At 54.5% G+C, this 23,616-nt stretch carries 23 protein-coding genes; 10 read left to right on the plus strand and 13 right to left on the minus strand.

Annotated features, from left to right (window positions below; genetic code table 11):
* Nucleotides 1-4: 4 nt before the first annotated feature.
* Complete coding sequence (locus tag LJA86_RS21405) at nucleotides 5-1,000, minus strand: LacI family DNA-binding transcriptional regulator (protein ID WP_048226829.1); 996 nt, start codon at nucleotides 998-1,000, stop codon at nucleotides 5-7.
* Nucleotides 1,001-1,017: 17 nt separating this feature from the next.
* Entirely contained in the window at nucleotides 1,018-1,566 is a 549-nt protein-coding gene (locus tag LJA86_RS21410; protein ID WP_023309744.1) for a helix-turn-helix domain-containing protein, read from the minus strand.
* A 102-nt stretch (nucleotides 1,567-1,668) separates the two neighbouring features.
* Between LJA86_RS21410 and LJA86_RS21415 the strand changes: the two genes are divergently transcribed.
* Together LJA86_RS21415 and LJA86_RS21420 are read left to right on the plus strand one after the other, a co-directional pair.
* Nucleotides 1,669-2,328, plus strand: coding sequence for an AzlC family ABC transporter permease (locus LJA86_RS21415; RefSeq protein ID WP_223539708.1), 660 nt, complete (start codon nucleotides 1,669-1,671; stop codon nucleotides 2,326-2,328).
* Nucleotides 2,328-2,651: an AzlD domain-containing protein gene (locus tag LJA86_RS21420; protein WP_008501826.1), complete on the plus strand. Its 324-nt coding sequence runs from the start codon at nucleotides 2,328-2,330 to the stop codon at nucleotides 2,649-2,651. Before LJA86_RS21415 ends, LJA86_RS21420 begins: the two co-directional genes overlap by 1 nt.
* A gap of 40 nt (nucleotides 2,652-2,691) precedes the next feature.
* Here LJA86_RS21420 and LJA86_RS21425 read toward each other — a convergent pair whose 3' ends face one another.
* Entirely contained in the window at nucleotides 2,692-2,904 is a 213-nt protein-coding gene (locus LJA86_RS21425; RefSeq protein ID WP_021242795.1) for a DUF1471 domain-containing protein, read from the minus strand.
* Nucleotides 2,905-3,018: 114 nt separating this feature from the next.
* Nucleotides 3,019-3,855: a formate dehydrogenase accessory sulfurtransferase FdhD gene (gene fdhD / locus LJA86_RS21430; protein ID WP_045909097.1), complete on the minus strand. Its 837-nt coding sequence runs from the start codon at nucleotides 3,853-3,855 to the stop codon at nucleotides 3,019-3,021.
* Between the two features lie 372 nt (nucleotides 3,856-4,227).
* Between fdhD and fdnG the strand changes: the two genes are divergently transcribed.
* Genes fdnG through fdhE form a run of 4 tightly spaced genes read left to right on the plus strand, consistent with a single transcriptional unit; the run spans nucleotide 4,228 to nucleotide 9,751 of the window.
* Nucleotides 4,228-7,278 (plus strand): formate dehydrogenase-N subunit alpha, encoded by a 3,051-nt coding sequence (gene fdnG / locus LJA86_RS21435; protein ID WP_086374971.1) that lies wholly within the window; start codon nucleotides 4,228-4,230, stop codon nucleotides 7,276-7,278.
* A 12-nt stretch (nucleotides 7,279-7,290) separates the two neighbouring features.
* Nucleotides 7,291-8,193 (plus strand): formate dehydrogenase subunit beta, encoded by a 903-nt coding sequence (gene fdxH, locus LJA86_RS21440; RefSeq protein WP_008501831.1) that lies wholly within the window; start codon nucleotides 7,291-7,293, stop codon nucleotides 8,191-8,193.
* Entirely contained in the window at nucleotides 8,190-8,825 is a 636-nt protein-coding gene (gene fdoI, locus LJA86_RS21445; protein ID WP_014172232.1) for a formate dehydrogenase cytochrome b556 subunit, read from the plus strand. Before fdxH ends, fdoI begins: the two co-directional genes overlap by 4 nt.
* Nucleotides 8,822-9,751: a formate dehydrogenase accessory protein FdhE gene (gene fdhE, locus LJA86_RS21450; RefSeq protein WP_008501833.1), complete on the plus strand. Its 930-nt coding sequence runs from the start codon at nucleotides 8,822-8,824 to the stop codon at nucleotides 9,749-9,751. The genes fdoI and fdhE overlap by 4 nt, the downstream gene beginning before the upstream one ends.
* A 39-nt stretch (nucleotides 9,752-9,790) precedes the next feature.
* Here fdhE and LJA86_RS21455 read toward each other — a convergent pair whose 3' ends face one another.
* Nucleotides 9,791-10,162 carry a type II toxin-antitoxin system VapC family toxin gene (locus LJA86_RS21455; RefSeq protein WP_080347348.1) on the minus strand — a complete coding sequence of 124 codons (372 nt, stop codon included), beginning with the start codon at nucleotides 10,160-10,162 and terminating at the stop codon, nucleotides 9,791-9,793.
* A 2-nt stretch (nucleotides 10,163-10,164) separates the two neighbouring features.
* Nucleotides 10,165-10,407 (minus strand): ribbon-helix-helix protein, CopG family, encoded by a 243-nt coding sequence (locus LJA86_RS21460; RefSeq protein ID WP_045909092.1) that lies wholly within the window; start codon nucleotides 10,405-10,407, stop codon nucleotides 10,165-10,167.
* Between the two features lie 198 nt (nucleotides 10,408-10,605).
* Between LJA86_RS21460 and LJA86_RS21465 the strand changes: the two genes are divergently transcribed.
* Nucleotides 10,606-11,526, plus strand: coding sequence for an alpha/beta hydrolase (locus LJA86_RS21465; protein ID WP_229226704.1), 921 nt, complete (start codon nucleotides 10,606-10,608; stop codon nucleotides 11,524-11,526).
* Nucleotides 11,527-11,534: 8 nt separating this feature from the next.
* On the opposite strand, the gene fabY is transcribed toward LJA86_RS21465, so the two are convergent.
* The 6 genes from fabY to LJA86_RS21495 all read right to left on the minus strand — a co-directional run bounded on the left by fabY (nucleotide 11,535) and on the right by LJA86_RS21495 (nucleotide 15,722).
* The gene (gene fabY, locus LJA86_RS21470) at nucleotides 11,535-12,476 is read right to left on the minus strand and encodes a fatty acid biosynthesis protein FabY (RefSeq protein ID WP_023309755.1); all 942 of its coding nucleotides are present in this window, start codon (nucleotides 12,474-12,476) and stop codon (nucleotides 11,535-11,537) included.
* 44 nt (nucleotides 12,477-12,520) lie between these two features.
* On the minus strand, nucleotides 12,521-12,958 hold the full coding sequence (gene dtd / locus LJA86_RS21475) for a D-aminoacyl-tRNA deacylase (protein ID WP_006808716.1): 438 nt from the start codon (nucleotides 12,956-12,958) through the stop codon (nucleotides 12,521-12,523).
* Nucleotides 12,955-13,836, minus strand: coding sequence for a virulence factor BrkB family protein (locus tag LJA86_RS21480; protein ID WP_045909090.1), 882 nt, complete (start codon nucleotides 13,834-13,836; stop codon nucleotides 12,955-12,957). The genes dtd and LJA86_RS21480 overlap by 4 nt, the downstream gene beginning before the upstream one ends.
* Complete coding sequence (gene yihX, locus LJA86_RS21485; RefSeq protein WP_045909089.1) at nucleotides 13,830-14,429, minus strand: glucose-1-phosphatase; 600 nt, start codon at nucleotides 14,427-14,429, stop codon at nucleotides 13,830-13,832. Before yihX ends, LJA86_RS21480 begins: the two co-directional genes overlap by 7 nt.
* Nucleotides 14,430-14,517: 88 nt before the next feature.
* Nucleotides 14,518-14,988 (minus strand): hypothetical protein, encoded by a 471-nt coding sequence (locus LJA86_RS21490; RefSeq protein ID WP_048226823.1) that lies wholly within the window; start codon nucleotides 14,986-14,988, stop codon nucleotides 14,518-14,520.
* A complete protein-coding gene (locus LJA86_RS21495) occupies nucleotides 14,985-15,722 on the minus strand; it encodes a winged helix-turn-helix domain-containing protein (protein WP_048226821.1) in 738 nt (245 codons plus the stop codon). The genes LJA86_RS21490 and LJA86_RS21495 overlap by 4 nt, the downstream gene beginning before the upstream one ends.
* A gap of 547 nt (nucleotides 15,723-16,269) precedes the next feature.
* Between LJA86_RS21495 and LJA86_RS21500 the strand changes: the two genes are divergently transcribed.
* Nucleotides 16,270-16,887: a helix-turn-helix transcriptional regulator gene (locus LJA86_RS21500; protein ID WP_229226705.1), complete on the plus strand. Its 618-nt coding sequence runs from the start codon at nucleotides 16,270-16,272 to the stop codon at nucleotides 16,885-16,887.
* A 71-nt stretch (nucleotides 16,888-16,958) separates the two neighbouring features.
* Nucleotides 16,959-19,835, plus strand: a complete 2,877-nt coding sequence (locus tag LJA86_RS21505) for an autotransporter outer membrane beta-barrel domain-containing protein (protein ID WP_229226706.1) — start codon at nucleotides 16,959-16,961, stop codon at nucleotides 19,833-19,835.
* 54 nt (nucleotides 19,836-19,889) lie between these two features.
* On the opposite strand, the gene typA is transcribed toward LJA86_RS21505, so the two are convergent.
* Nucleotides 19,890-21,713: a ribosome-dependent GTPase TypA gene (gene typA, locus LJA86_RS21510; RefSeq protein ID WP_023331638.1), complete on the minus strand. Its 1,824-nt coding sequence runs from the start codon at nucleotides 21,711-21,713 to the stop codon at nucleotides 19,890-19,892.
* A 378-nt stretch (nucleotides 21,714-22,091) separates the two neighbouring features.
* Here typA and glnA point away from each other — a divergent pair, with 378 nt between their 5' ends.
* Nucleotides 22,092-23,501: a glutamate--ammonia ligase gene (glnA, locus tag LJA86_RS21515; protein WP_008501856.1), complete on the plus strand. Its 1,410-nt coding sequence runs from the start codon at nucleotides 22,092-22,094 to the stop codon at nucleotides 23,499-23,501.
* The last annotated feature ends 115 nt before the right edge of the window (nucleotides 23,502-23,616 follow it).

Genomic DNA, 23,616 nt, shown 5'->3' on the forward strand with positions numbered 1-23,616 from the left:
CTATTTAAGCCGTCTGGCCCGGAGAGAATTCTGGCTGCCAGAGCACCTGAAGCTGTTCAATATCGTCGCCGTTAATCAGCTGGCGCACCATATCGGCAATCTGTTTCCCGACGCCCTGGCGGGTAGACTGGATCACCGACGCCACGTCAATATCGACGATGCTGTCCTGGGGTAGTCCGTCATAAACCACCAGTGAGACGGCGTTGTCGCCGGATAAACGCCCCATCTGCGCCAGCGCCATCGCCGCGCCGTCGCCATGGGTGTTGCAGTCGGTGATGATGGCCGTGGGCGGCTGCGGCAGGGCAAGCAGTTCTTTCGTGGTGGCATACCCAACGCGGCGCGAAGGCGGCATAGCGCGCAGCCATTCGCTGGAAAGCCCGGCTTCCCGCAACGCGTCCAGATAGCCCTGACGGCGCTGGGTGATAAACGCCTGATTGTTGCTTTCGCCAAGTAGCGCGATACGCTGATGGCCTTTCTCGATCAGCCAGCGGGTAGCCTGATGCGTACCGGCGTAGTTGTCGAAATCAAACCACGCGTACGGCTGCGGGAGATGGCTGCGCCCGAGCGCCAGGAAAGGAAAACCGGCCGCCTGCAGCTGCTCAAGACGGGGATCGTGATCCAGCGTGTGTGCCACGATCAGCGCATCCACGCGGCGGCTTTGCACCATGCGCATGTAGCTGTGTTTATCGGCCAGATCGTCATCGGCAATCAGCAACAAATCGATTTCATGTCGCGCCAGTTCGTGGCTAATTTCGCCGACCATGTCCATAAATACGCTGTTATTGAGCGGAACAGGATGGACCGGGAACACCAGCCCAACGGCGTCAATTTTGCCCATCTTCAGGCGCCGGGCGAAGGTGTTCGGTCGGTAACCACGGCGCTGGGCCTCTGCTTCCACGCGTGCGCGCGTCTCGGCGGAGACGTCGTCATATCCGTTGAGGGCGCGGCTGACGGTGGTGACTGACAGCCCCAGTTCTTTGGCAATGGCTTTAAGCGACATGAGTTTCCGTATCTCTGTTAGTTTTGTTCCGCCACCAGCAGCGCGTAAGTGTCTGGCTCCAGGGCCTTGAAGATATGCGGCTGGTCGGCGGGATAACAAATGTAATCCCCTGCGCCGAGCTCTTCCGCCGCGTCGAGCAGACCGACCAGCGCCCGCCCCTGCGTCACAATAATATGTTCAACCGAGCCCGGTGGATGCGGCTGTGAAATACGGTCTGCTCCCGGTTGGGTCATCAGAAGATAGACATCGCGGCGCGCGCCTGGGGGGCATGCCGCCAGTAAAATGGCTTCATAGTTAGCCTGTCCAGCCACCACTTTTGTCCCTTCACCACGGCGGATCACCTGCGTGGTCGGCAACTGTGGCTCAAGCAAACGGGCGAAAGGAATATCCAGCGCCACGCAGAGCGACCACAGCGTTTCCAGGCTAGGGTTACCGTTGCCGGACTCCAGCTGGGAAAGCGTGGATTTTGCGATCCCGGCACGGCGGGCAATTTCCGCCAGTGAAAGCCCGGTTCGCAGGCGTTCTCGCACCAGACTTTTGGCGATCAGGCTGATCGGCTGCGTCATATAACGGCCTCGCGTTCTATAAAACGAACAATTCGTTCGTCTTGAAAATCATTTTCGTTGCGTTCATTATAATGGATACACGTTCGATATGGCTAAAATTGTATGAAGCATCATCTCTCTTGTCTGAAAGGCGACACCATAAAAGCAATCATTCTGGTCTGCCTCGCGGTGGGCGTGGTCGGAATGTCCTACGGCTCGCTGGCGATGGCCTACGGTTTCCCGGTCTGGGTGCCGTTTGTGCTCTCCATTACCGTGCTGGCGGGCGCGTCTGAATTTATGTTTATCGGCATCGTGGCGAGCGGCGGCAATCCGCTGGCAGCTGCGGCGGCAGGTTTACTGGTTAACGCGCGGCATGTGCCGTTTGGCGTGACGGTGCGTGAGCTGGTGGGCAAGCGCGGTCTGAGCCTGCTGGGCTGCCACATCATGAACGATGAAAGCGTGGTGTTTGGCCTGTCGCAAAAAACCGCCGAACAGCGTAAAGCCGCCTACTGGCTGTGCGGCTTAGGCGTTGCCCTCATCTGGCCGCTGGGCGCGCTGCTGGGTGCCATGGTGGGCAAACTGTTGCCCGACCCGGAAACCATCGGGCTGGACGCGGTATTTCCGGCCATTCTGCTGGCATTAGTGGTTCCCGCATTTAAAAACCGTACCACGCTGATCCGCGCCTGCAGCGGCGCTGTGTTATCGCTGGCCGCCGTGCCGTTTGCCCCGGTGGGATTACCGGTGCTGCTCTCTTTACTCGGTCTTGCCGCGAGGAAAAAATAATGGAAAACATGACGGTCTTTATTCTCGGCATCGCCATTCTTTCTGCCGGAACCTATTTAATGCGCCTTGGCGGTGCCAAACTCGGCAACCGGCTGGCGTTGTCGGAGCGTTCTCAGGCGCTGCTGTCAGATGCGGCAACGGTATTGCTGTTCTCCGTCGCGCTGGCGACCACCTTTTATGAGGGAGAACACTTCGCAGGCATGGCGCGCGTGCTGGGCGTGGCGTTTGCGGTGTTTTTGGCCTGGCGGAAAATGCCGTTAATCGTGGTGATTGTGGCCGCGGCGGTGGTGACGGCATTGCTGCGCGTGGCGGGCATAAACTAAAAAAGCGCCCCGGGGGCGCTCTTTCGACGGTGTGACTCGCTTATTTGTTCAGTTCAGCAGTCATGTGTACGCGGTTACCGGAGAATGCCTGGGTAATTTTGTACGATGACGCGCCCGCTTCCTGAGCCTGAGCCGCGATTTTCGCTTCTGCACCATCAATGGTAGAGGCGGTTGCGGTCACAGTCTGCGCAGCGAAAGAACCGAAAGAAGCAGCCAGAGCGATTACAGCGACAAAAGTTTTGATGCTTTTCATGATTTAAACCCTTTCATTAAGTTGTTTAGGTAAGGCACCGTGCCTTGATGAGATAAATACTAGACCTCATCGCGAACAACTAAAAGCGGAAGGATTTGCTAATATCATTCAAAATTACTGATCAACTATTAATCGCTGAGGATGGGTATAAATCGTCGCCCTTCCCGGCTTGCAGAAGCCCACCAGCGTCAGGTTACAGCGCTCCGCTACCTCTACCGCCAGCGTGGTCGCCGCCGACACCGCGAACAAAATTTCCACACCGCACATGGCGGACTTTTGCACCATCTCGTAGCTGGCCCGGCTGGAAACGAGCGCCGCGCCCTGCTGCCAGACCTGACTTTCACGCGCACGACGACCGAGCAGCTTATCCAGCGCCACGTGGCGACCCACGTCTTCATGCCCACCGGCAATTTCTCCCGACGGCAATACCCACGCCGCCGCGTGCGTGCAGCCGCTCAGCTGGCCGATGGGCTGTACGTCGTTGAGATGCTCAAGGGCGGGGTCGAGGTGCGCCAGATTAAAGGTCTGAGTAAACGGCAGTGGCGCAACGGGCTTGCCAATATCGTTAAGCTGCTCAACGCCGCACACGCCGCAGCCGGTACGCCCGGCCAGCGCGCGACGACGCTCCTTAAGCCCCATAAAGCGGCGGCTGGAGAGTTCGATTTGCACTTCAAGACCGTTGCAGGCCTGGACCACGTCCATGCCGTAGATCTCTTGCGGATGCTCGATGATGCCTTCCGAGAGGGAAAAACCGATGGCGAACAGCTCAAGATCTTTCGGAGATGCCATCATCACCACATGCGAGATGCCGTTGTAAACGAGCGCAACGGGCACTTCTTCCGCCAGAAAATCGGGCGTGGCATCGGTTATGCGGGGCGGTCGGTGTACCGACAGTTCCACAATGCCGGCAGGCAGGGGTGACGAGTGGGGATCACGGTTTTGTTTAGACACAGCGGTATTCCTGAACAACCACGGAAGCGAGCGTGCTATTGCAGCATAAACCACAGGCTGTACACATAGTATGGATCAACTTTTCGACAACCATTCTCCTACTCATTTAGCAGGGGTGCAACCTACCACCGGCTACATCGCTTTAACATGCAGAGCTGTTAATGTGATCTATATCACACTTTATAATCAACATGGTGATAATACGTTCACTTTGTATTAACGCCATTAGAACAGCGGTACCGACAATGTGGTATTCTGATGATATCCCTCGTGGAATTGAGGGATTAACGCAAATTTTTCTCCTTTGCGGTCATTCTTCAACCGCGAAGTCAAAACTACATATGTAAGCAATGTCGAAACAAGGAGTGACCCATGCAGGTCAGCAGAAGGCAGTTCTTTAAGATCTGCGCTGGCGGTATGGCAGGCACCACGGCAGCGGCACTGGGCTTTGCGCCCGGCGTAGCGCTGGCGGAAACGCGGCAGTATAAACTGCTGCGCACCCGTGAAACCCGTAATACCTGTACGTACTGCTCTGTCGGTTGCGGGCTGTTAATGTATAGCCTCGGCGACGGTGCTAAAAACGCCAAAGCGTCTATTTTCCATATCGAAGGCGACCCGGATCACCCGGTTAACCGCGGCGCATTGTGCCCGAAAGGGGCCGGTCTGGTGGACTTTATCCACTCCGAAAGCCGCCTGAAATTCCCTGAATATCGCGCGCCGGGTTCCGACAAATGGCAGCAAATCAGCTGGGAAGAGGCGTTTGACCGCATCGCTAAACTGATTAAAGAAGACCGCGATGCCAACTTTGTTGAGAAGAACGCCGACGGCGTCACGGTCAACCGCTGGCTCTCCACCGGGATGCTGTGTGCTTCTGCTTCCAGTAACGAAACCGGTTATTTAACCCAGAAATTTACGCGCGCACTCGGTATGCTCGCGGTCGACAACCAGGCGCGTGTCTGACACGGACCAACGGTAGCAAGTCTTGCTCCAACATTTGGTCGCGGTGCGATGACCAACCACTGGGTCGACATCAAGAACGCCAACCTCATTGTGGTGATGGGCGGTAACGCCGCTGAAGCGCACCCGGTCGGGTTCCGCTGGGCGATGGAAGCCAAAATCCACAACGGTGCGAAACTGATTGTGATCGATCCCCGCTTTACGCGTACTGCGTCAGTGGCGGATTTCTACACCCCTATTCGTTCAGGTACTGACATCACTTTCCTGTCAGGCGTACTGCTGTACCTGATGACCAACGAAAAATACAACCGCGAATACACCGAAGCCTATACCAACGCCAGCCTGATCGTGCGTGAGGATTACCACTTCGAAGATGGCCTGTTTAGCGGTTACGACGCTGAAAAACGCAAGTACGACAAAACCAGCTGGAACTACGAGCTGGATGAGAAAGGCTTTGCGAAGCGCGACACCACGTTGCAACACCCGCGCTGCGTGTGGAACCTGCTGAAAGAGCACGTTTCCCGCTACACGCCGGAGGTTGTCGAAAACATCTGTGGGACGCCGAAGGCGGACTTCCTGAAGGTGTGCGAGCTTATCGCCGAAACCAGCGCGAAAGACAAAACCGCGTCGTTCCTGTACGCCCTCGGCTGGACGCAACACTCCATCGGCGCGCAGAACATCCGCACCATGGCGATGGTTCAGCTTCTGCTCGGCAACATGGGGATGGCAGGCGGCGGCGTGAACGCCCTGCGCGGTCACTCCAACATTCAGGGTCTGACCGACCTCGGCCTGCTGTCTCAGAGCCTGCCGGGCTATATGAACCTGCCAAGCGAGAAACAGACCGACCTGCAAACCTACCTGACGGCCAGCACGCCTAAACCGCTGCTTGAAGGCCAGGTGAACTACTGGGGCAACTATCCGAAGTTCTTCGTCTCGATGATGAAAGCGTTCTTCGGGGATAAAGCGACGGCGGAAAACAGCTGGGGCTTTGACTGGCTGCCGAAGTGGGACAAAGGTTACGACGTTCTGCAGTATTTCGAGATGATGCACCAGGGCAAAGTGAACGGCTATCTGTGCCAGGGCTTTAACCCGGTTGCCTCGTTCCCGAACAAGAACAAGGTTGTTGAGTCGCTGTCAAAACTGAAGTTCCTGGTGACGATTGACCCGCTCAATACCGAGACCTCGACCTTCTGGCAGAACCACGGCGAATCGAACGACGTCGATCCGTCGAAGATTCAGACCGAAGTGTTCCGTCTGCCTTCGACCTGCTTTGCGGAAGAGAACGGGTCTATCGTTAACTCCGGACGCTGGCTGCAGTGGCACTGGAAAGGTGCTGACGCCCCGGGCATCGCCATGAACGACGGCGAGATCCTGGCCGGTATCTTCTTGCGCCTGCGTAAGATGTACGCGGCAGAAGGCGGCGCGAACCCGGAACCGGTCCTGAACATGACCTGGAACTACTCGACGCCGGAAAACCCTGCGCCAGAAGAAGTGGCGATGGAGAGCAACGGTAAGGCACTGGCGGACGTTATCGACCCGGCCACCGGCACCGTGCTGGCGAAGAAAGGCGATCAGCTTAGTACCTTCGCCCACCTGCGCGATGACGGTACCACCTCCAGCGGCTGCTGGATCTTTGCCGGTAGCTGGACGCCGAAAGGCAACCAGATGGCCAACCGCGATAACGCCGACCCGTCAGGCCTTGGCAATACGCTGGGCTGGGCATGGGCGTGGCCGCTCAACCGCCGCATCCTCTATAACCGTGCGTCCGCTGACCCGCAGGGCAACCCGTGGGATCCGAAGCGTCAGCTGCTGAAGTGGGACGGCGCGAAATGGGGCGGCGTGGATATTCCGGACTACAGCACTGCCGCACCGGGCAGCGACGTTGGGCCGTTTATCATGCAGCCTGAAGGGATGGGGCGTCTGTTCGCTATCGATAAGATGGCGGAAGGTCCGTTCCCGGAACACTACGAGCCGTTTGAGACGCCGCTGGGCACCAACCCGCTGCACCCGAACGTGGTCTCTAACCCGGCTGCCCGTATCTTCAAGGGCGACTTTGAAGCGCTGGGTAAAAAAGACAAGTTCCCGTACGTGGGTACCACCTACCGTCTGACCGAGCACTTCCACTACTGGACCAAGCACGCGCTGCTTAACGCCATCGCGCAGCCGGAACAGTTTGTGGAGATCGGCGAGAAGCTGGCGAACAAGCTCGGCATTGCCCATGGCGATACCGTGAAGGTCTCCTCTAACCGCGGCTACATTAAGGCCAAGGCGGTGGTGACCAAGCGTATTCGCACTCTGAACGTTCACGGTCAGCAGGTGGATACCATCGGTATTCCGATTCACTGGGGTTATGAGGGCGTGGCGAAGAAAGGGTTCATTGCGAACACCCTGACGCCGTTCGTCGGTGATGCGAACACGCAGACGCCGGAGTTTAAGGCCTTCCTCGTGAACGTGGAAAAGGTGTAACGGAGACGACTTATGGCTTATCAATCTCAAGACATTATCCGTCGTTCCGCGACTAACGGTTTCACGCCCGCGCCTCAGGCGCGGGACCACCAGCAGGAAGTGGCGAAGCTTATCGACGTGACGACCTGTATCGGCTGTAAAGCTTGTCAGGTGGCCTGCTCTGAGTGGAACGACCTGCGTGACGAAGTGGGTCACAACGTCGGGGTGTACGACAACCCGGCAGACCTGACCGCCAAGTCCTGGACGGTGATGCGTTTCTCGGAAGTGGAGCAGAACGACAAACTGGAATGGCTTATCCGCAAAGACGGCTGTATGCACTGTGCGGATCCGGGCTGCCTGAAGGCATGTCCGTCAGAAGGGGCTATCATTCAGTATGCCAACGGCATCGTCGACTTCCAGTCCGAACAGTGCATCGGCTGCGGCTACTGCATCGCGGGCTGTCCGTTCGACGTACCGCGCCTGAACCCGGAAGACAACCGCGTCTACAAATGCACCCTGTGCGTGGACCGCGTTACCGTCGGCCAGGAGCCTGCATGCGTGAAGACCTGCCCAACCGGCGCAATCCACTTTGGCTCCAAAGAGGATATGAAAACGCTGGCGGCAGAGCGCGTGGGCGAGCTGAAGACCCGTGGTTACGACAACGCGGGCCTGTACGATCCGGCCGGGGTTGGCGGTACGCACGTGATGTACGTGCTGCACCACGCCGACAAGCCGAATCTGTATCACGGCCTGCCGGAGAACCCGGAAATCAGCGCTACCGTGAAGTTCTGGAAAGGCATCTGGAAACCGCTGGCAGCGGTGGGCTTTGCTGCCACCTTCGCAGCGAGCATCTTCCACTACGTCGGCGTCGGTCCGAACCGCGCGGAAGAGGAAGACGACAACCTGCATGAAGAGAAAGACGAGGTGCGCAAATGAAAAAACGTGACACCATCGTGCGCTACACCGCGCCGGAACGCATCAACCACTGGGTCACCGCCTTCTGCTTCATGCTGGCGGCGATAAGCGGGCTGGGGTTCTTCTTCCCGTCCTTCAACTGGCTGATGCAGATCATGGGGACACCACAGCTGGCGCGCATCCTGCACCCGTTTGTGGGCGTCATCATGTTCGCGTCGTTCATCATTATGTTTTTCCGCTACTGGCACCATAACCTAATCAATCGGGATGATATCTTTTGGGCGAAGAATATTCGTAAGATCGTCGTCAACGAGGAAGTGGGTGACACCGGGCGTTATAACTTCGGCCAGAAATGCGTATTCTGGGCGGCGATTATCTTCCTGGTCCTGTTGCTGGTGAGCGGCGTGATCATCTGGCGTCCGTACTTTGCGCCTGCTTTCTCAATCCCGGTGATCCGATTCGCGCTGATGCTGCATTCATTTGCCGCAGTGGCGTTAATTGTGGTTATCATGGTGCATATCTACGCCGCCCTTTGGGTGAAAGGCACCATTACCGCGATGGTGGAAGGATGGGTAACCAGTACGTGGGCGAAGAAGCATCACCCGCGCTGGTACCGTGAAGTCCGCCAGAAACAGGAAAAGTCATCTGAATGAGTATTCGCATAATCCCGCAAGATGAGCTGGGGTCGAGCGAGAAACGCACGGCGGATTATATTCCGCCGTTGTTATTCCCCAGACTCAAGAACCTCTACAACCGCCGCGCAGAGCGTCTGCGCGAGCTGGCAGAGAACAACCCGCTGGGCGATTTTCTGCGTTTTGCCGCACTGGTCGCCCACGCGCAGGAAGTGGTGCTGTATGACCACCCCTTGCAAATGGATCTGACCGCGCGCATCAAAGAAGCCAACGCGCAGGGCAAGCCGCCGCTGGACATTCACGTCCTGCCGCGCGACAAGCACTGGCAAAAGCTGCTGCATTCGCTCATTGCCGAGCTGAAGCCGGAGATGAGCGGTACCGCGCTGGCGGTCATTGAAAATCTGGAAAAAGCCTCCGAACAAGAGCTGGAAGAGATGGCGAGCGCGCTGTTTGCCTCTGACTTCTCACTGGTCAGTAGCGATAAAGCGCCGTTTATCTGGGCTGCGCTGTCGCTTTACTGGGCGCAAATGGCAAGCCTGATCCCGGGTAAAGCGCGCGCCGAATACGGCGAGGCGCGCCAGTTCTGCCCGGTCTGCGGCTCTATGCCGGTCTCCAGCATGGTGCAAATCGGCACCACGCAGGGGCTGCGCTACCTGCACTGCAACCTGTGTGAAACCGAGTGGCACGTGGTGCGCATCAAGTGCAGCAACTGCGAACAGACCCGCGATCTGAACTACTGGTCGCTGGAAAATGAAGACGCGGCGGTGAAAGCCGAAAGCTGCGGCGACTGCGGCACTTACCTGAAGATTCTGTATCAGGAAAAAGACCCGAAAGTCGAAGCGGTGGCCGACGATCTCGCCTCGCTGATTCTGGACGCGAAGATGGAACAGGAGGGCTTTGCCCGTAGCTCGATCAACCCGTTCCTGTTCCCGGGTGAAGGGGAGTAATTCCCTGTGACAGTGCCGGGCGGCGCGTGCTTGCCCGGCCTACAATTGATAAGGTAAAACCACCCCGGCAATCCCCTGAAAGTCTTTGGTATTCCGGGTGATTAACGGGCAATTTCTGCTTTGGGCAGTCGCTAAAATAATGGCATCCGGCAGTTTCATGCCATGCTTCTCACGGAGCACGACGCTTCTTTCTGCGATCTCTCGGGTTACATCGATAACCTCAAATGCGCCCATTACCGCCGCGGTTTTCGCTTCGTGGCCATGCTTGCGCGCCCCTACCATGACTTCCATCCATGTGATTAGACTGATTGACCGGTGCGATGCTGTGTTTTCGATCGTATTTGCTGCCTCGACGCGATTGTTGAAAAGGTCGATCAGGATATTGGTATCAAAAACCGCCATGTGTTCCATCACTACCACTCCTCACGCAGCTTGCGCTCATACTCTAAACCGTCTTCTTGCTGGTTCCCCCAAAGACCAAGCGCATCACGGATAACGGACGAGCTTTGCTGATCGAGATACTGCTCAATTGCTTCACGCAGTAATTCGGCACGAGGTTGGTTACGCAGCTGTTTGAGGTTATCGAGACGTTGAATAACGTCATCCGACAAATCGATCAGGATTCTGCCCATGTTAAGCTCCGCCAGTAAACTCATATATCACCTCAGTATATCACTATTGTCTATTTTCAAGGCAACATACGCTTTCTCTCAGTAGGGTTAAAGTCCCAGCCAATAGTTTGCCTTCCGTTTGCGAGGTGCTTTCCAGATTGTTGCCCTCAACACTATTCTTGTTTTCTTTTGAATCAAACCAGGCTATAAAACTGTTCATCCATACAGTAAAAGGGGATTTTCATGGCGCTGGAAAAGGGTATTGCACAGCTGGTTCAGGGGTTTATCGCTGCAGGTCGGCCCTCGTCACGTCGTCAGAGCATTGAGGTGCGACGAGCAGGCTATATTGCCAGCACGGGGCTTGCCGGGGAGACCGAAACGCGCGTTCAGGTGGAGACGCTTGTTCTTGAGGGTCTTACCATTCGGGTATTTTCACCTCTCAATGCACCTGAAATATTGCCTGCTGCCATCTACTACCACGGCGGATGCTTTATCAGCGGCGGCTTTGATACCCATGACAACCAACTCCGTCAGTTAGCCTGCTACGGCAACTGCCGGGTGATTGCGATTCAGTACAGGCTGGCGCCGGAGCATACTTTCCCCGCCGCACATGACGATGCGGAAAGAGGTGCCGATCTGGTCTGGCACTATGCGGACAAACTGGGCGTGGATAAAAACCGGATCACCCTTTGCGGAGACAGCGCAGGGGGACATCTTGCGCTGGTAACGGCGCTGCGGCTTAAGGTTAAAGGGCTGTGGCAACCTGCGCAGCTCATTCTCATCTACCCCATGCTTGACGCCACGGCCAGTTTTGAAAGCTATGCCCTCAATGGCACGGATTACATCATCACCCGCGATACCCTGCTCAGTGGGTATGAAATGTACCTCGCTGACACCGACCGCCAGCACCCCGAAGCAAGTCCGCTGTGGCGCGATGATTTTTACGGTCTTCCGCCTGTGCACATTATTACTGCAGAGTACGATCCGCTCTGCGATGAGGGCGAAATGTTGTTCCAGCATCTGACGGAGCAGGGTGTGAAGTGTACCGCTCAGCGCTGGCTGGGCGTCATCCATGGCTTCTTTCAGCTTGGCGGCGTTAGCCAGTCAGCGCGAGACGTTATGCGGGATGTCGCCGGGCGGATTCAGCACGCCCGGGGAGCGTGAACAGGAGATTACTCCTCCTCGTTCCCACCCTCTTCATACGCGCCAAAAGGTTTCGCCGGAAGAACAATGTAGGTGCCTTCAAACACCGCGCCCGGTGTTTTATCACCAAACAGTTCAACCTGCATTTGGACGCGAGCCTTGCGGCCACGAGCCAGACGGTCCAGATCGCCGCCCAGTGACCCCAGATCGGCCACCGCACTCGGCTTGCCGCTGATCGGTGCGCTATAGCGGATATGAGCATCGGCAAGAATGATGGTGCCACCCAGATGGCGCTCGCGCAGCATCAGCCAGATCAGTCCCCAGCCGGTGAGCGTGGCCAGTGAGAACAGGCTGCCGGCAAACAGCGTGTGGTGCGGGTTCTGATTGCCGGTTTCCGGCATGGTGGTAATAAATTTTTGTCCGGTGTACTGCTGAATGCGCACGCCCATTTTTTCACTGAGCGGAATGTGCTGATACCAGGCCTGCTGGAGCTGTCCGCACCAGTCGGCGCGATGCAGAATATCGTCCAGCGTAGCGATGGGTTTGATCATCAAAAAATGACGAATCGGCGTGGTTTGCGGGGTCGTGATTTCCCCCTGATTCACAAAACCGAGTTTAGCGAAGAACTCAACGGCATCTTCGCGGGCGCTACAGGTGACGCGCTTAACGCCTTCCTGACGGGCGACGGATTCCAGGGTCATCGCCATTAGCGTACCCAGACCTTTGTCCTGCACGGAGGGATGAACCGCCATAAAGCGAATAGACGCTTCGTTATCGGCGTTGATATACAAACGCCCGACGGCCACGAGGTTGCCCTCTTCGTCCATCACCATCTGATGGTGGGCCATCGCGTCCCAGGCGTCGCGTTCAGAGCCTTTTGGCTGATGCAGTGGTTTGCGCAGCATTTCCCAGCGGAACTGGTAATAAGCGTCTAACTCTTCTTCCGTTTGCGGTACTCGAAGGTGATACATAGCTGTACTCTCTCTTGTTACCCGCGGCCATGCCGTAAGTATGCTCATACCTGGAGCCAGAATGTGACGGGGCCATCGTTCACCAGCGATACCTGCATATCTGCAGCGAATCGTCCGGTTTGCGTATTCATGTCCTGCTGGCGACAACGCTCAACAAAGTACTCGTAAAGTGCTTCTGCACGATCCGGCGCGGCCCCTTTGGAGAAACTCGGGCGCATACCGCGCTCGGTATCCGCTGCCAGCGTAAACTGGGAAACCACCAGCACGCTGCCGCCTGCCTGCTGGACGTTCAGGTTCATTTTGCCTTCCGCATCGCTGAAAATACGGTAGCCCAGCACGCGCTCACACAAGCGGTTGGCTTTTTGTTCGTCATCATCCTTTTCGACACCTAACAACACCAAAAGTCCTGGGCCAATTTCACCCGTCACCTCTCCCTCCACGGTGACGCTGGCACGGGTTACGCGCTGTATCAATGCAATCATGGTTGGTCTGCTTCTTGTTGTTTTTCAGCTGCTGCTGCTTTTTTAAGTTCGCGGTATACACCGAGAGTGACAGTTATTTCAGCACCAAGCAAGACGATACACCATGTCCAGTAGACCCAGACAAACAAAATGGGGATCACCGCCAGCACGCCGTAAATCAGCTGATAGGACGGAAACATAGTGATGTAGAGGGCAAACCCTTTCTTACCGAGCTCAAAGAGCAATGCCGCCACCAGCGCCCCCACGACCGCATCGCGGTTAGGCACGCGCGTGGTCGGCACAACGCTATAGAGCAGCCAGAACGAGAGCCACGACAGGATCAACGGAAAGATGCGAAGCACATTATCAATAGCGCCGTTTAAATCACTCGCCCAGCGCAGGGAGAGTAGATAAGAACTGATTGCCAGGCTCGCCCCGGCCAGCAGCGGTCCCAGCGTGAGGATCATCCAGTACACGGCAAAGGAATAGACCTTTGGCCGCGCTTTTTTACTCCGCCAGATCGTGTTTAGCGCGTTATCGATGGCGTACATCAACAGCAGCGCGGTGACGATAAGACCGCACGCCCCCACTGCCGTCATCTTGCTGGAGTTAGCAACAAACTGCTCAATGTAGTTCTGGATGACATCCCCGGTTGCCGGAATGAAATTCGCAAAGACAAAATGACGAAGCTGCACGCTGACGTCCGCAAACATCGGAAAGGCGGAGAACAGGGCAAAGATGACCGCCACCAGCGGCACCAATGAGAGCAGCGACACGTAGGCGAGGTTACCCGCCAGCGTGGTCATATTGTCCTCATCAATCCGGTGCCAGAGCAGTTTCAGCCAGGCCCGCAGTGGGCGAGTATGGTGCGTGGCTTTTTGATGAACGGTTTTTAGCATAGCTGCTTCGCAAAGTAGTCAGGTATCGTCTCTTTTCCGGTCACCAGAATTGACGTAATACCCAACTGGTTAGCTCCCTCTATATTATCGGCGTTGTCATCGAAAAAGACCGCATCGGCGGCGGTGAATCCCTCTGCCTGCAGAACAGCCTGATAAATTCGCGCTTCAGGCTTACGCATCCCCATCTCCTGCGAGAGATAGATCTTATCCGCCGCCGCCTTAACTTCAGGGTACTCCTCAGGCCAGAACGTGGTGTGCAGACGGTTGGTGTTTGACAGCACAACGACCCGATGTCCCTGCTCGCGAAGCTTATGCATGATGTCGATCACCTCAGGCCGGATGGCGACAAATACGGCCTGCCAGCCGTGTGAAAACTGCTCGTAGCTTAACGGTAGATCCATCTCCTGACAGAAACGTTCAGCGAATTCTTCATCGCTGATCTCGCCGCGTTCATGCTGATGGAAGGTCTCACCCATCGCGAAATTTTGCTTTAACGTTGCCAGCGGCACGCGGCTAAAGTCGCTCCATGCACCCAACACGCGATTAAAATCGATATCGACGATGACGTTTCCTAAATCAAAGATATAAAGCATGTTTATCTCCTGCTCGCCGTGGAGAGGTAACTGTAGCGGGAATAAAGAGATTTGACTATGCGTGCGCTCTAAGGTGTGCGATCGATTTTTACGGCGCGTTTTTACGACAGTAAAGTGAAGGGACGTTTGACGCGGCAAAAAGCCAGGCCCCCCGGTACTCATCAATCATCAGGCTCAGGTCCCGACCCGGCGTACGGTAAAAGCCCGGTAGCGTTGCGTTGATATCAGCCTCATCCGCATTATCGGCGAAGGTTTTAACAATACGATCGTTATTTAACACGCGCGCATTCTGATGGTAACTGTAGTGAAAATAGATGGTCCGGTTAACTTCAGACACCGTCTGACCAAATAATTTACCGTTAATGATGGTCGCGCCCTCCCGATGCTGCATTCGCCAGGAAACCGTACCCACAAATCGGTTTTTACCAATCGTCCATTCCACATTTCCCGTGCAGCGTATCGGCGTACTCGACAAATTCGAGTAAGCTAGCCAGCCGCTGGTAATAGCTGCCACCAGAATCGCCGCCAGTAAAATAATACGGTTTCGAAGAGTCATCATTGCTCGTGTGCCCAAAAATAATGGGTGGTACAAAACGCTGCCGCGTCGCGACGCGGATCCTTATTACAGGCAAACGCCGCGATTCGCTCCGTTTTACTGTAGCCGATGAGAAAAACATATCGCTTTTCGGCACACAGGCCAGGGTTATTGTTTAACAAGCGCAAGTAATGGTCCTGCATAGGTTCGTTAGGCGCATAAAAAAGCTGGCAGGCACTGCTGCCCGTAGAAAGTGGAATGTAGTGACTAAACGGCATGTTCTGGTGCTGTTTGTATAATATCCCCCCGTTGATAAGCGCGATCAGCAAAAGCGTTGCGGTCGTTATTATCAGCCAGGCCGGACTCTTCACCGCGGTGCTATCGGCAACGACTGCGTCTTTATTGGCTATTATCGGCTCAGCGCCTGGGATAAATCGTTCAACCTGGGTGGCTTCGGAAAGCATAAGCCCACGACGCGAAATCGTTTTTACCGTATCGCGCGGTAACCCCACCTCAGCCAGGGCGTTGCGTAATGTCAAAATAGCCTGATAAAAGGTATTCGGTGTGGTGACGTCATTGCGCTCACCCCACCCCACTATCATTAACTTATTTTGCGAAATTATTTCTCCGGGATGGGTGACGAGATAGAGAAAACAGAGGTTGGCAGGAAGCTGCAATTGTATCGAGCGCCCGGAAATATGATTTACCAGGGTTTTGTTTTCTGGATCATACTCGACCAATTTGTTAATGAGATACAATTTTCCTTTCCTCAGCAATAACAATACTTAACCATACACACCAAAAAGACATACGTATATTTAACAAGAGTATAGGTCAGAAGGATCAGGACGCGATACCATTCCAACTAAGATTAAAAATAACACATTTATTTTCAATAGGTTAAGAGGTGTTTTTCTTAGGTTTTTCTCATCTAAAACGACATAATGAGATTTCATTACACTTCGCCAGACCAAATAATTATATTGAGCCACAACAAGAGAAAAGACGGTCGTTGCGGCAGATTAAAGAAACGAATCTTTAGCTTTTAGTGCTATTTCGTGAATCTTCTCCTGGGATTTTTTTTGTCGAATAATCTTAAGGGACTGTCGAATATTCCTGGAATACGTCGACCAACGTATGTCCTTTCGCGATGGCCATGGCCTGACAGAATAGACATCACCAGGAATTTATATTCTTTATCACTATTTTTCATAAACAAGAGAGGGCCACTGGATATGTTTCAAGATTGACACATTTGCATGGCAGTGAAATATTGACGGTGAAAATAAGACAGGAGTGGACTGGATGATAACATCGTCGCATAAGGTTGTCCGCTGTATAAGCTGTGAATTGTCCTGTCAGTTATATCCAGATAACACAGTACGTTCACAATATTGTGGAAACGCCTCGTTCGCAGTTTGGCCAGGTGATAACCATTTCCTGCAGATTGCAGTAGAAAATAAAATAGTGCGGGGAAACAAGAATCACTTATTACGCGGATTTATATTTGTAGACTTTTCGATGTACAACCTGCGCGAACTTGCCGATCCGCAATGGATTGAACGTCTGGCGAGAACTAACATGAACATTGTGATTATCTCAGACCGCAAGCTGGAAGCATTGGCCAATTATTTTCTCACTCACCGCAGTGAAATAAAGGGAGTTATTTATTCAGATGACAGTGACATTATATTAAAAGAAAAGATTAGCCATCTATTCACCGGGAGACGAGTGAATAGCAGACGCGGCAGTATCTTAAATGCTTTTGAATTCACGTTGCTTAATAGATTTTTGTCAGGAGCGTGCCTTCAGGAGATTATAAAAACAGACGGCATTGATGTTAAAAAAATTTACGTCCATAAAATACGACTTGAGAGGAAGTTAGGCACCAGCATTCATAAAATTCTCGTTTCTATTTTGTAATTTCAACCTGTTTACCTACCCACATTTAATGGTGTGGAGGATGTTGTACGCCTGAAAGAAAGGGGGCAGTCATGCCATATTTAATGAAACACTCACCAGTCGCCGCTGCGATTTCGCTGGCGTTGTCGTCAGCGCTATTTACCGCACATGCAGCGGTAATAGATTTTGCTAATTTACCCGCTTCCGGAGCGGTAACGGATTTGCCTGCAGAAATACAGGCGATGATACCTGCAACGGCAAACACGAACTTTATCAAAAATACCGGCGATCCTAACTATGTCTACCAGTACAGCGCCGGTAATATCCCGATCTACGGAGATGGGATCACCCTCGAAGGGCCTGGGGCGGAAGCCTTTGAGCATTCCGTTACCGTTATTCAGAACTCCACGTCCGGCAGTCCGGGGGTGATATTTGGTGACGATCTGACTATTCGCACCCAGTCAAAAGTGGCTGCCAATAATGGTAAAGACGTCGACGGTATTCGTACCCACGGTATCAACACGCCGGACAACCCGGTATTTATCATTACCGGCGATCGCACCCACATTTACGTTAATGGCCAAAGCGGTGACGGCATCAATGCCGGCTACAGCTCCTTCAGCCAGGGATCGCTTGGCTCCGCCAATATTTATGTGGGGGACGATCTCTATATCGAAACCACGGGCAGCACAGGACGCGGGATTAGCGCCTATGCACTGAATGATGCGTCGAAGGCAAAAAATAACGTTATCGTCGGCGATCGTGCCCATATTGTGACGCGCGGTACCTACGCCGAAGGGATCCGAACCAACCAGAGCGGCTCTTACGTTCGTCTGGGAGATGAGGCGACCATCGAAACGTACGGCACATCGGCCTATGGCCTGTATGCGGGCTCTGCGTCAAAAATTGAGCTAGGCAAAAGCGCGACGATTACCACCGACGCGGCCAGTGCTTCCGGGGTTTATTCTACCGGCTCGTCTACTATCACCCTTGATGAAGGCGCCACTATCACGACCAACGGTGCCAGCGCGCATGGCGTCTATGCTTACACCGGTGCGGTGAATCTGGGAGATAACGTCGCCATTGCGGTAAACAGCAGCGAGAAAACCAGCAGCTCTGCGCAAGCGCCGCACGGGATGTATGCCTGGTCACGCGGCGTGATAGCCCTCGCGGGTGGTGCAACCATTACCACCGCAGGCCATGGCGACAACGGTAGCTATGCCCTGAACGCCAGTAACGGCGGGGTAATTGACGCGTCCGCTGGAGGCAAATTAATCCTCAACGGCGATGTCCTTTCCGCGGGCGGCGTCGCGGCCACCAGCACGCTTCCGGCACAAAACAGTACCATTACGCTGACAATGGATGACAACTCCCTGTGGAATGGGGCGTCCTTCATTGAAAGCAACGCCGCGGGTACCGGTACTATCGCACTGACGATGAATGATGCCGTCTGGAATCTGCGCGACAGCTCCACGCTAACCAGCCTGACGCTGAATGCGGGCGGCACGATTAATTTTCAGCATGCAGAGGACGCGGCGTGGCAAACGCTGACCATCAAGGATGATTTTATCGGCAACGGCGGCAAGCTGGTTTTCAATACCGTCCTGTTTGACGACACTTCGGAAACGGACAAACTGATTGTTGAAGGCAACACGTCCGGTCATACCGGGGTGGAAGTGAACAACATTGGCGGTACTGGCGCGCAAACCGTAGAAGGGATTGAAATTGTCAGCGTTGGCGGCAACTCTGACGGGACGTTTGAGAAGGCCAGCCGTATCGTGGCGGGCGGTTATGACTATAACGTTGTGCAAAAAGGTAAAAACTGGTTTCTGACCAGCCTGGCCGAGCCCGTTGATCCAGTTGACCCACCGGTCGACCCCGTAGACCCGCCTGTTGACCCTGTGGACCCACCAGTCGACCCGGTAGATCCGCCCGTTGACCCAGTGATTCCGCCGCAAGATCCGGTCCCACCGCCTGCACCACCGAAAAGCGAGCATCAGTATCGCCCGGAATTTGGTAGCTATCTGGCAAACAGCTATGCGGCAAATACGCTGTTTATGACCCGCCTGCACGATCGTCTGGGTGAAACGCAGTACACCGACATGCTCACTGGCGAGCAGAAAGTGACGAGCCTGTGGATGCGTAACGTCGGCGGTCATACGCGTTTCAGAGATGGCAGCGGCCAGTTAAAAACCACCGCCAATCGCTACGTGCTGCAGTTGGGTGGCGATGTCGCCCAGTGGAGCACCGACGGTCTGGACCGTTGGCATCTTGGCCTGATGGCGGGCTACGGCAACAGTCAGAGCCGGAGCGCTTCCAGCCTGACCGGCTACCACTCACGCGGTGAAGTGAATGGCTATAGCGTCGGTCTGTACGGTACCTGGTACGCAAACGACGCGGATAAAAGTGGCACTTACGTTGATAGCTGGGTGCTGTATAACTGGTTCGACAATAAGGTGATGGGACAGGATCAGGCCACAGAGAACTATCGCTCCAGCGGCGTGACCGCCTCTGTAGAAGCAGGCTATAGCGTTAAGGTGGGCGAAAGCGGCCGCAACAGCTACTGGCTCCAGCCGAAAGCGCAGGCCGTTTGGATGGACGTGCAGGCTGACGACCATCGTGAGCGCAACGGCACGCGGGTGAAAGACGAAACCCAGGGGAACCTGATGACGCGCCTCGGCGTGAAGGCCTACATCAGCGGACATAACGCGATTGACGACGGTAAATCACGGACCTTCCAGCCGTTTATCGAAGCGAACTGGATCCACAACACCCAGACCACGCATATCCGCATGGATGACGTTAGCAATGAGATGCGTGGTACGCGCAATATCGGTGAACTCAAGACAGGCGTAGAGGGGCAGATTACGCCGCAGCTTAGCGTATGGGGCAACGTGGCTCAGCAGATAGGCGACAAAGGCTACAGCGATACGCAGGGGATGCTGGGGGTGAAATACAGCTTTAAATAGCAACAAAAAAGCCGCTGAGAAATCAGCGGCTTTTTTTACTACGGATTAACCGTATTAGTCTTCTTTCGCACCGCGCATAGCACGTTTACGATCGTTCTCGGTCAGGTGACGTTTACGGATACGAATTGACTGTGGAGTCACTTCGACCAGTTCGTCATCATCGATGAATTCCAGAGCCTGCTCCAGAGTCATCTTGATCGGTGGAACCAGAACCGTTGCTTCGTCAGTACCGGACGCACGCATGTTGGTCAGTTTCTTACCGGTCAGGCAGTTTACGGTCAGGTCGTTAGAACGACTGTGAATACCGATGATCTGGCCTTCATAAACCTCAGCACCGTGACCCAGGAACAGCTTACCGCGATCCTGCAGACCGAACAGCGCAAACGCAACCGCTTTACCCTGACCGTTGGAGATCAGCACGCCGTTGTTACGCTGGCCCACTTCACCCGGACGAACGTCGTCGTAGTGGCTGAAGGTGGAGTACAGCAGACCGGTACCTGAAGTCATGGTCATGAACTCAGAACGGAAGCCGATCAGGCCACGGCTTGGGATCACGTAGTCGAGACGTACGCGGCCTTTGCCATCTGGATTCATGTTTTTCAGGTCGCCTTTACGCTCACCCAGAGCCTGCATCACAGAACCCTGGTGCTGCTCTTCAACGTCCAGCGTCACGTTTTCGAACGGCTCTTGTTTACGGCCATCGATTTCGCGGAAGATAACTTTCGGACGGGAAACCGCCATTTCGAAACCTTCACGACGCATGTTTTCGATCAGAACAGACAGGTGCAGCTCACCACGACCCGAAACGCGGAATGCATCAGCGTCTTCGGTTTCTTCAACGCGCAGCGCAACGTTGTGCACCAGCTCTTTGTTCAGGCGGTCAAGGATCTGACGAGAGGTAACGAACTTACCTTCTTTACCACAGAACGGAGAGGTGTTGACGTTGAAGAACATGGATACGGTTGGTTCATCAACGGACAGGGCTGGCAGCGCTTCGACGTTCTGCGGATCGCAGATGGTGTCGGAGATGTTCAGTTCACCCAGACCGGTGATAGCGATGATGTCGCCCGCTTCAGCGATGTCGCTCTCGATACGCTCAAGACCCAGGTGAGTCAGTACTTTACCAACTTTACCGTTACGGGTTTTGCCTTCGCTATCGATGATAGTGACCTGCTGGTTCGGCTTCACTTTACCGCGCTTGATACGACCAATGCCGATAACGCCAACGTAGTTGTTGTAATCGAGCTGAGAGATCTGCATCTGCAGGGTACCGTCGAGATCGACGTTTGGCGCAGGAACACGGTCAACAATCGCCTGATACAGCGGGGTCATGTCTTCAGCCATGTCTTCGTGGTCCAGACCTGCGATACCGTTCAGCGCAGAGGCGTAAACAATAGGGAAGTCCAGCTGCTCGTCGGTCGCGTCGAGGTTAACGAACAGGTCGAATACCTGGTCAACAACCCAGTCAGGACGCGCGCCAGGGCGGTCAACTTTGTTGATAACAACGATTGGCTTCAGACCATGGGCAAATGCTTTTTTGGTCACGAAGCGCGTCTGTGGCATTGGGCCATCCATTGCGTCAACGACCAGCAGAACGGAGTCTACCATGGACATTACACGTTCAACTTCACCACCGAAGTCGGCGTGCCCTGGGGTATCAACGATGTTGATACGGTAGTCATTCCATTTAATCGCGGTGTTTTTCGCGAGGATGGTAATCCCACGCTCTTTCTCCAAATCGTTGGAGTCCATCACGCGTTCTTGGGTTTCGGCACGCGCATCAAACGTACCGGATTGCTGCAGCAGCTTATCGACCAGGGTAGTTTTACCATGGTCAACGTGCGCGATGATGGCGATGTTACGCAAATTTTCGATCACAACTTTGCCTCAGGCATTTAGAAATAGCGCGTTATTGTACACGGATTAATCGCACTACAAAACAGGATCACAAACATCCCCCGCAAACAAGTATTGCAGAGATGCTTTGTGATCGCTTTCACGGAGCGGTAAAAGGGCACTTTAACGTAAATTGCACCAATATGGTGCTCAATGTTCACATTGAAGCACTATACTGGTGCAACAAATCCATCGTGGTGCAGCCCTTTTGCACTATGGTGCGCATGATAACGCCTTTTTGGGGTGTTTTAAAAGTTGGCACAGATTTCGCTTTATAAAAAATACATGGCACCAGCCAGTACAAACAGAAATTGAAGACCTCGTTACCACGACGACAATGACCAATCTGGAGAGTTAAGTATGTCCGCTGAACACGTTTTGACGATGCTGAACGAACATGAAGTGAAGTTTGTTGATCTGCGCTTCACCGATACCAAAGGTAAAGAACAGCACGTCACAATCCCTGCTCATCAGGTGAACGCCGAATTCTTTGAAGAAGGCAAAATGTTTGACGGCTCCTCCATTGGTGGCTGGAAAGGCATTAACGAATCCGACATGGTTCTGATGCCAGATGCGACCACTGCGGTCATTGATCCGTTCTTCGAAGAACCTACCCTGATCATCCGTTGCGACATCCTCGAGCCAGGCACCCTGCAGGGCTACGACCGCGACCCACGTTCTATCGCGAAACGCGCTGAAGAGTACCTGCGTTCTACCGGCATCGCAGACACCGTTCTGTTCGGGCCAGAGCCAGAGTTCTTCCTGTTCGATGACATCCGTTTCGGTGCGTCTATTTCTGGCTCACACGTGGCTATCGACGACATCGAAGGCGCATGGAACTCCTCCACCAAATACGAAGGTGGTAACAAAGGTCACCGTCCAGGCGTGAAAGGCGGTTACTTCCCGGTTCCTCCGGTCGACTCTGCACAGGACATTCGTTCCACTATGTGTCTGGTGATGGAAGAGATGGGCTTGGTTGTTGAAGCGCACCACCACGAAGTGGCGACGGCGGGTCAGAACGAAGTGGCTACCCGCTTCAACACCATGACCAAAAAAGCGGACGAAATTCAGATCTACAAATACGTTGTGCACAACGTTGCGCACCGTTTCGGTAAAACCGCGACCTTCATGCCAAAACCAATGTTTGGCGACAACGGTTCCGGTATGCACTGCCACATGTCTCTGTCCAAGAACGGTACCAACCTGTTCTCTGGCGACAAATATGCCGGTCTGTCCGAGCAGGCGCTGTATTACATTGGCGGCGTAATCAAACACGCTAAAGCGATCAACGCCCTGGCGAACCCAACCACCAACTCCTACAAGCGTCTGGTCCCGGGCTACGAAGCGCCAGTGATGCTGGCCTACTCTGCGCGTAACCGTTCTGCTTCTATCCGTATCCCGGTGGTGGCGTCTCCTAAAGCGCGTCGTATCGAAGTGCGCTTCCCGGATCCAGCGGCTAACCCATACCTGTGCTTCGCAGCACTGCTGATGGCCGGTCTGGACGGTATCAAGAACAAGATCCACCCAGGCGAAGCGATGGACAAAAACCTGTACGACCTGCCGCCAGAAGAAGCGAAAGAGATCCCACAGGTTGCTGGCTCTCTGGAAGAAGCCCTGCAGGCGCTGGACGCAGACCGCGAGTTCCTGACTGCAGGTGGCGTATTCACTGACGACGCTATCGATGCTTACATCGCGCTGCGCACTGAAGAGAACGACCGCGTGCGTATGACTCCGCATCCGGTTGAGTTCGAACTGTACTACAGCGTTTAATTAAGTTGTTTTACCCGGCGTGACAAGCGCCGGGAGTAGTTGCCGTGGAAACTTTTAGCCCATCTCCGGATGGGCTTTTTTCTCCACCAACAATCTGATCTCACGCGCTTTTGAC

The organism is Enterobacter sp. TCD1-1, from assembly GCF_020567405.1.
Taxonomy (GTDB): Bacteria; Pseudomonadota; Gammaproteobacteria; order Enterobacterales; family Enterobacteriaceae; genus Enterobacter; species Enterobacter quasiroggenkampii.

Excerpts from the sequence above, each read along its gene's own strand:
- LJA86_RS21505 (WP_229226706.1), top strand. The coding sequence starts at position 16,959 with ATGCCATATTTAATGAAACACTCACCAGTCGCCGCTGCGATTTCGCTG.
- LJA86_RS21410 (WP_023309744.1), bottom strand. The coding sequence starts at position 1,566 with ATGACGCAGCCGATCAGCCTGATCGCCAAAAGTCTGGTGCGAGAACGC.
- LJA86_RS21465 (WP_229226704.1), top strand. The coding sequence starts at position 10,606 with ATGGCGCTGGAAAAGGGTATTGCACAGCTGGTTCAGGGGTTTATCGCT.
- LJA86_RS21420 (WP_008501826.1), top strand. The coding sequence starts at position 2,328 with ATGGAAAACATGACGGTCTTTATTCTCGGCATCGCCATTCTTTCTGCC.
- LJA86_RS21490 (WP_048226823.1), bottom strand. The coding sequence starts at position 14,988 with ATGATGACTCTTCGAAACCGTATTATTTTACTGGCGGCGATTCTGGTG.
- LJA86_RS21460 (WP_045909092.1), bottom strand. The coding sequence starts at position 10,407 with ATGAGTTTACTGGCGGAGCTTAACATGGGCAGAATCCTGATCGATTTG.
- glnA (WP_008501856.1), top strand. The coding sequence starts at position 22,092 with ATGTCCGCTGAACACGTTTTGACGATGCTGAACGAACATGAAGTGAAG.
- fdhE (WP_008501833.1), top strand. The coding sequence starts at position 8,822 with ATGAGTATTCGCATAATCCCGCAAGATGAGCTGGGGTCGAGCGAGAAA.
- LJA86_RS21425 (WP_021242795.1), bottom strand. The coding sequence starts at position 2,904 with ATGAAAAGCATCAAAACTTTTGTCGCTGTAATCGCTCTGGCTGCTTCT.
- yihX (WP_045909089.1), bottom strand. The coding sequence starts at position 14,429 with ATGCTTTATATCTTTGATTTAGGAAACGTCATCGTCGATATCGATTTT.
- fabY (WP_023309755.1), bottom strand. The coding sequence starts at position 12,476 with ATGTATCACCTTCGAGTACCGCAAACGGAAGAAGAGTTAGACGCTTAT.
- LJA86_RS21455 (WP_080347348.1), bottom strand. The coding sequence starts at position 10,162 with ATGGAACACATGGCGGTTTTTGATACCAATATCCTGATCGACCTTTTC.
- LJA86_RS21480 (WP_045909090.1), bottom strand. The coding sequence starts at position 13,836 with ATGCTAAAAACCGTTCATCAAAAAGCCACGCACCATACTCGCCCACTG.
- LJA86_RS21405 (WP_048226829.1), bottom strand. The coding sequence starts at position 1,000 with ATGTCGCTTAAAGCCATTGCCAAAGAACTGGGGCTGTCAGTCACCACC.
- LJA86_RS21415 (WP_223539708.1), top strand. The coding sequence starts at position 1,669 with ATGAAGCATCATCTCTCTTGTCTGAAAGGCGACACCATAAAAGCAATC.
- dtd (WP_006808716.1), bottom strand. The coding sequence starts at position 12,958 with ATGATTGCATTGATACAGCGCGTAACCCGTGCCAGCGTCACCGTGGAG.
- fdxH (WP_008501831.1), top strand. The coding sequence starts at position 7,291 with ATGGCTTATCAATCTCAAGACATTATCCGTCGTTCCGCGACTAACGGT.
- LJA86_RS21500 (WP_229226705.1), top strand. The coding sequence starts at position 16,270 with ATGATAACATCGTCGCATAAGGTTGTCCGCTGTATAAGCTGTGAATTG.
- fdoI (WP_014172232.1), top strand. The coding sequence starts at position 8,190 with ATGAAAAAACGTGACACCATCGTGCGCTACACCGCGCCGGAACGCATC.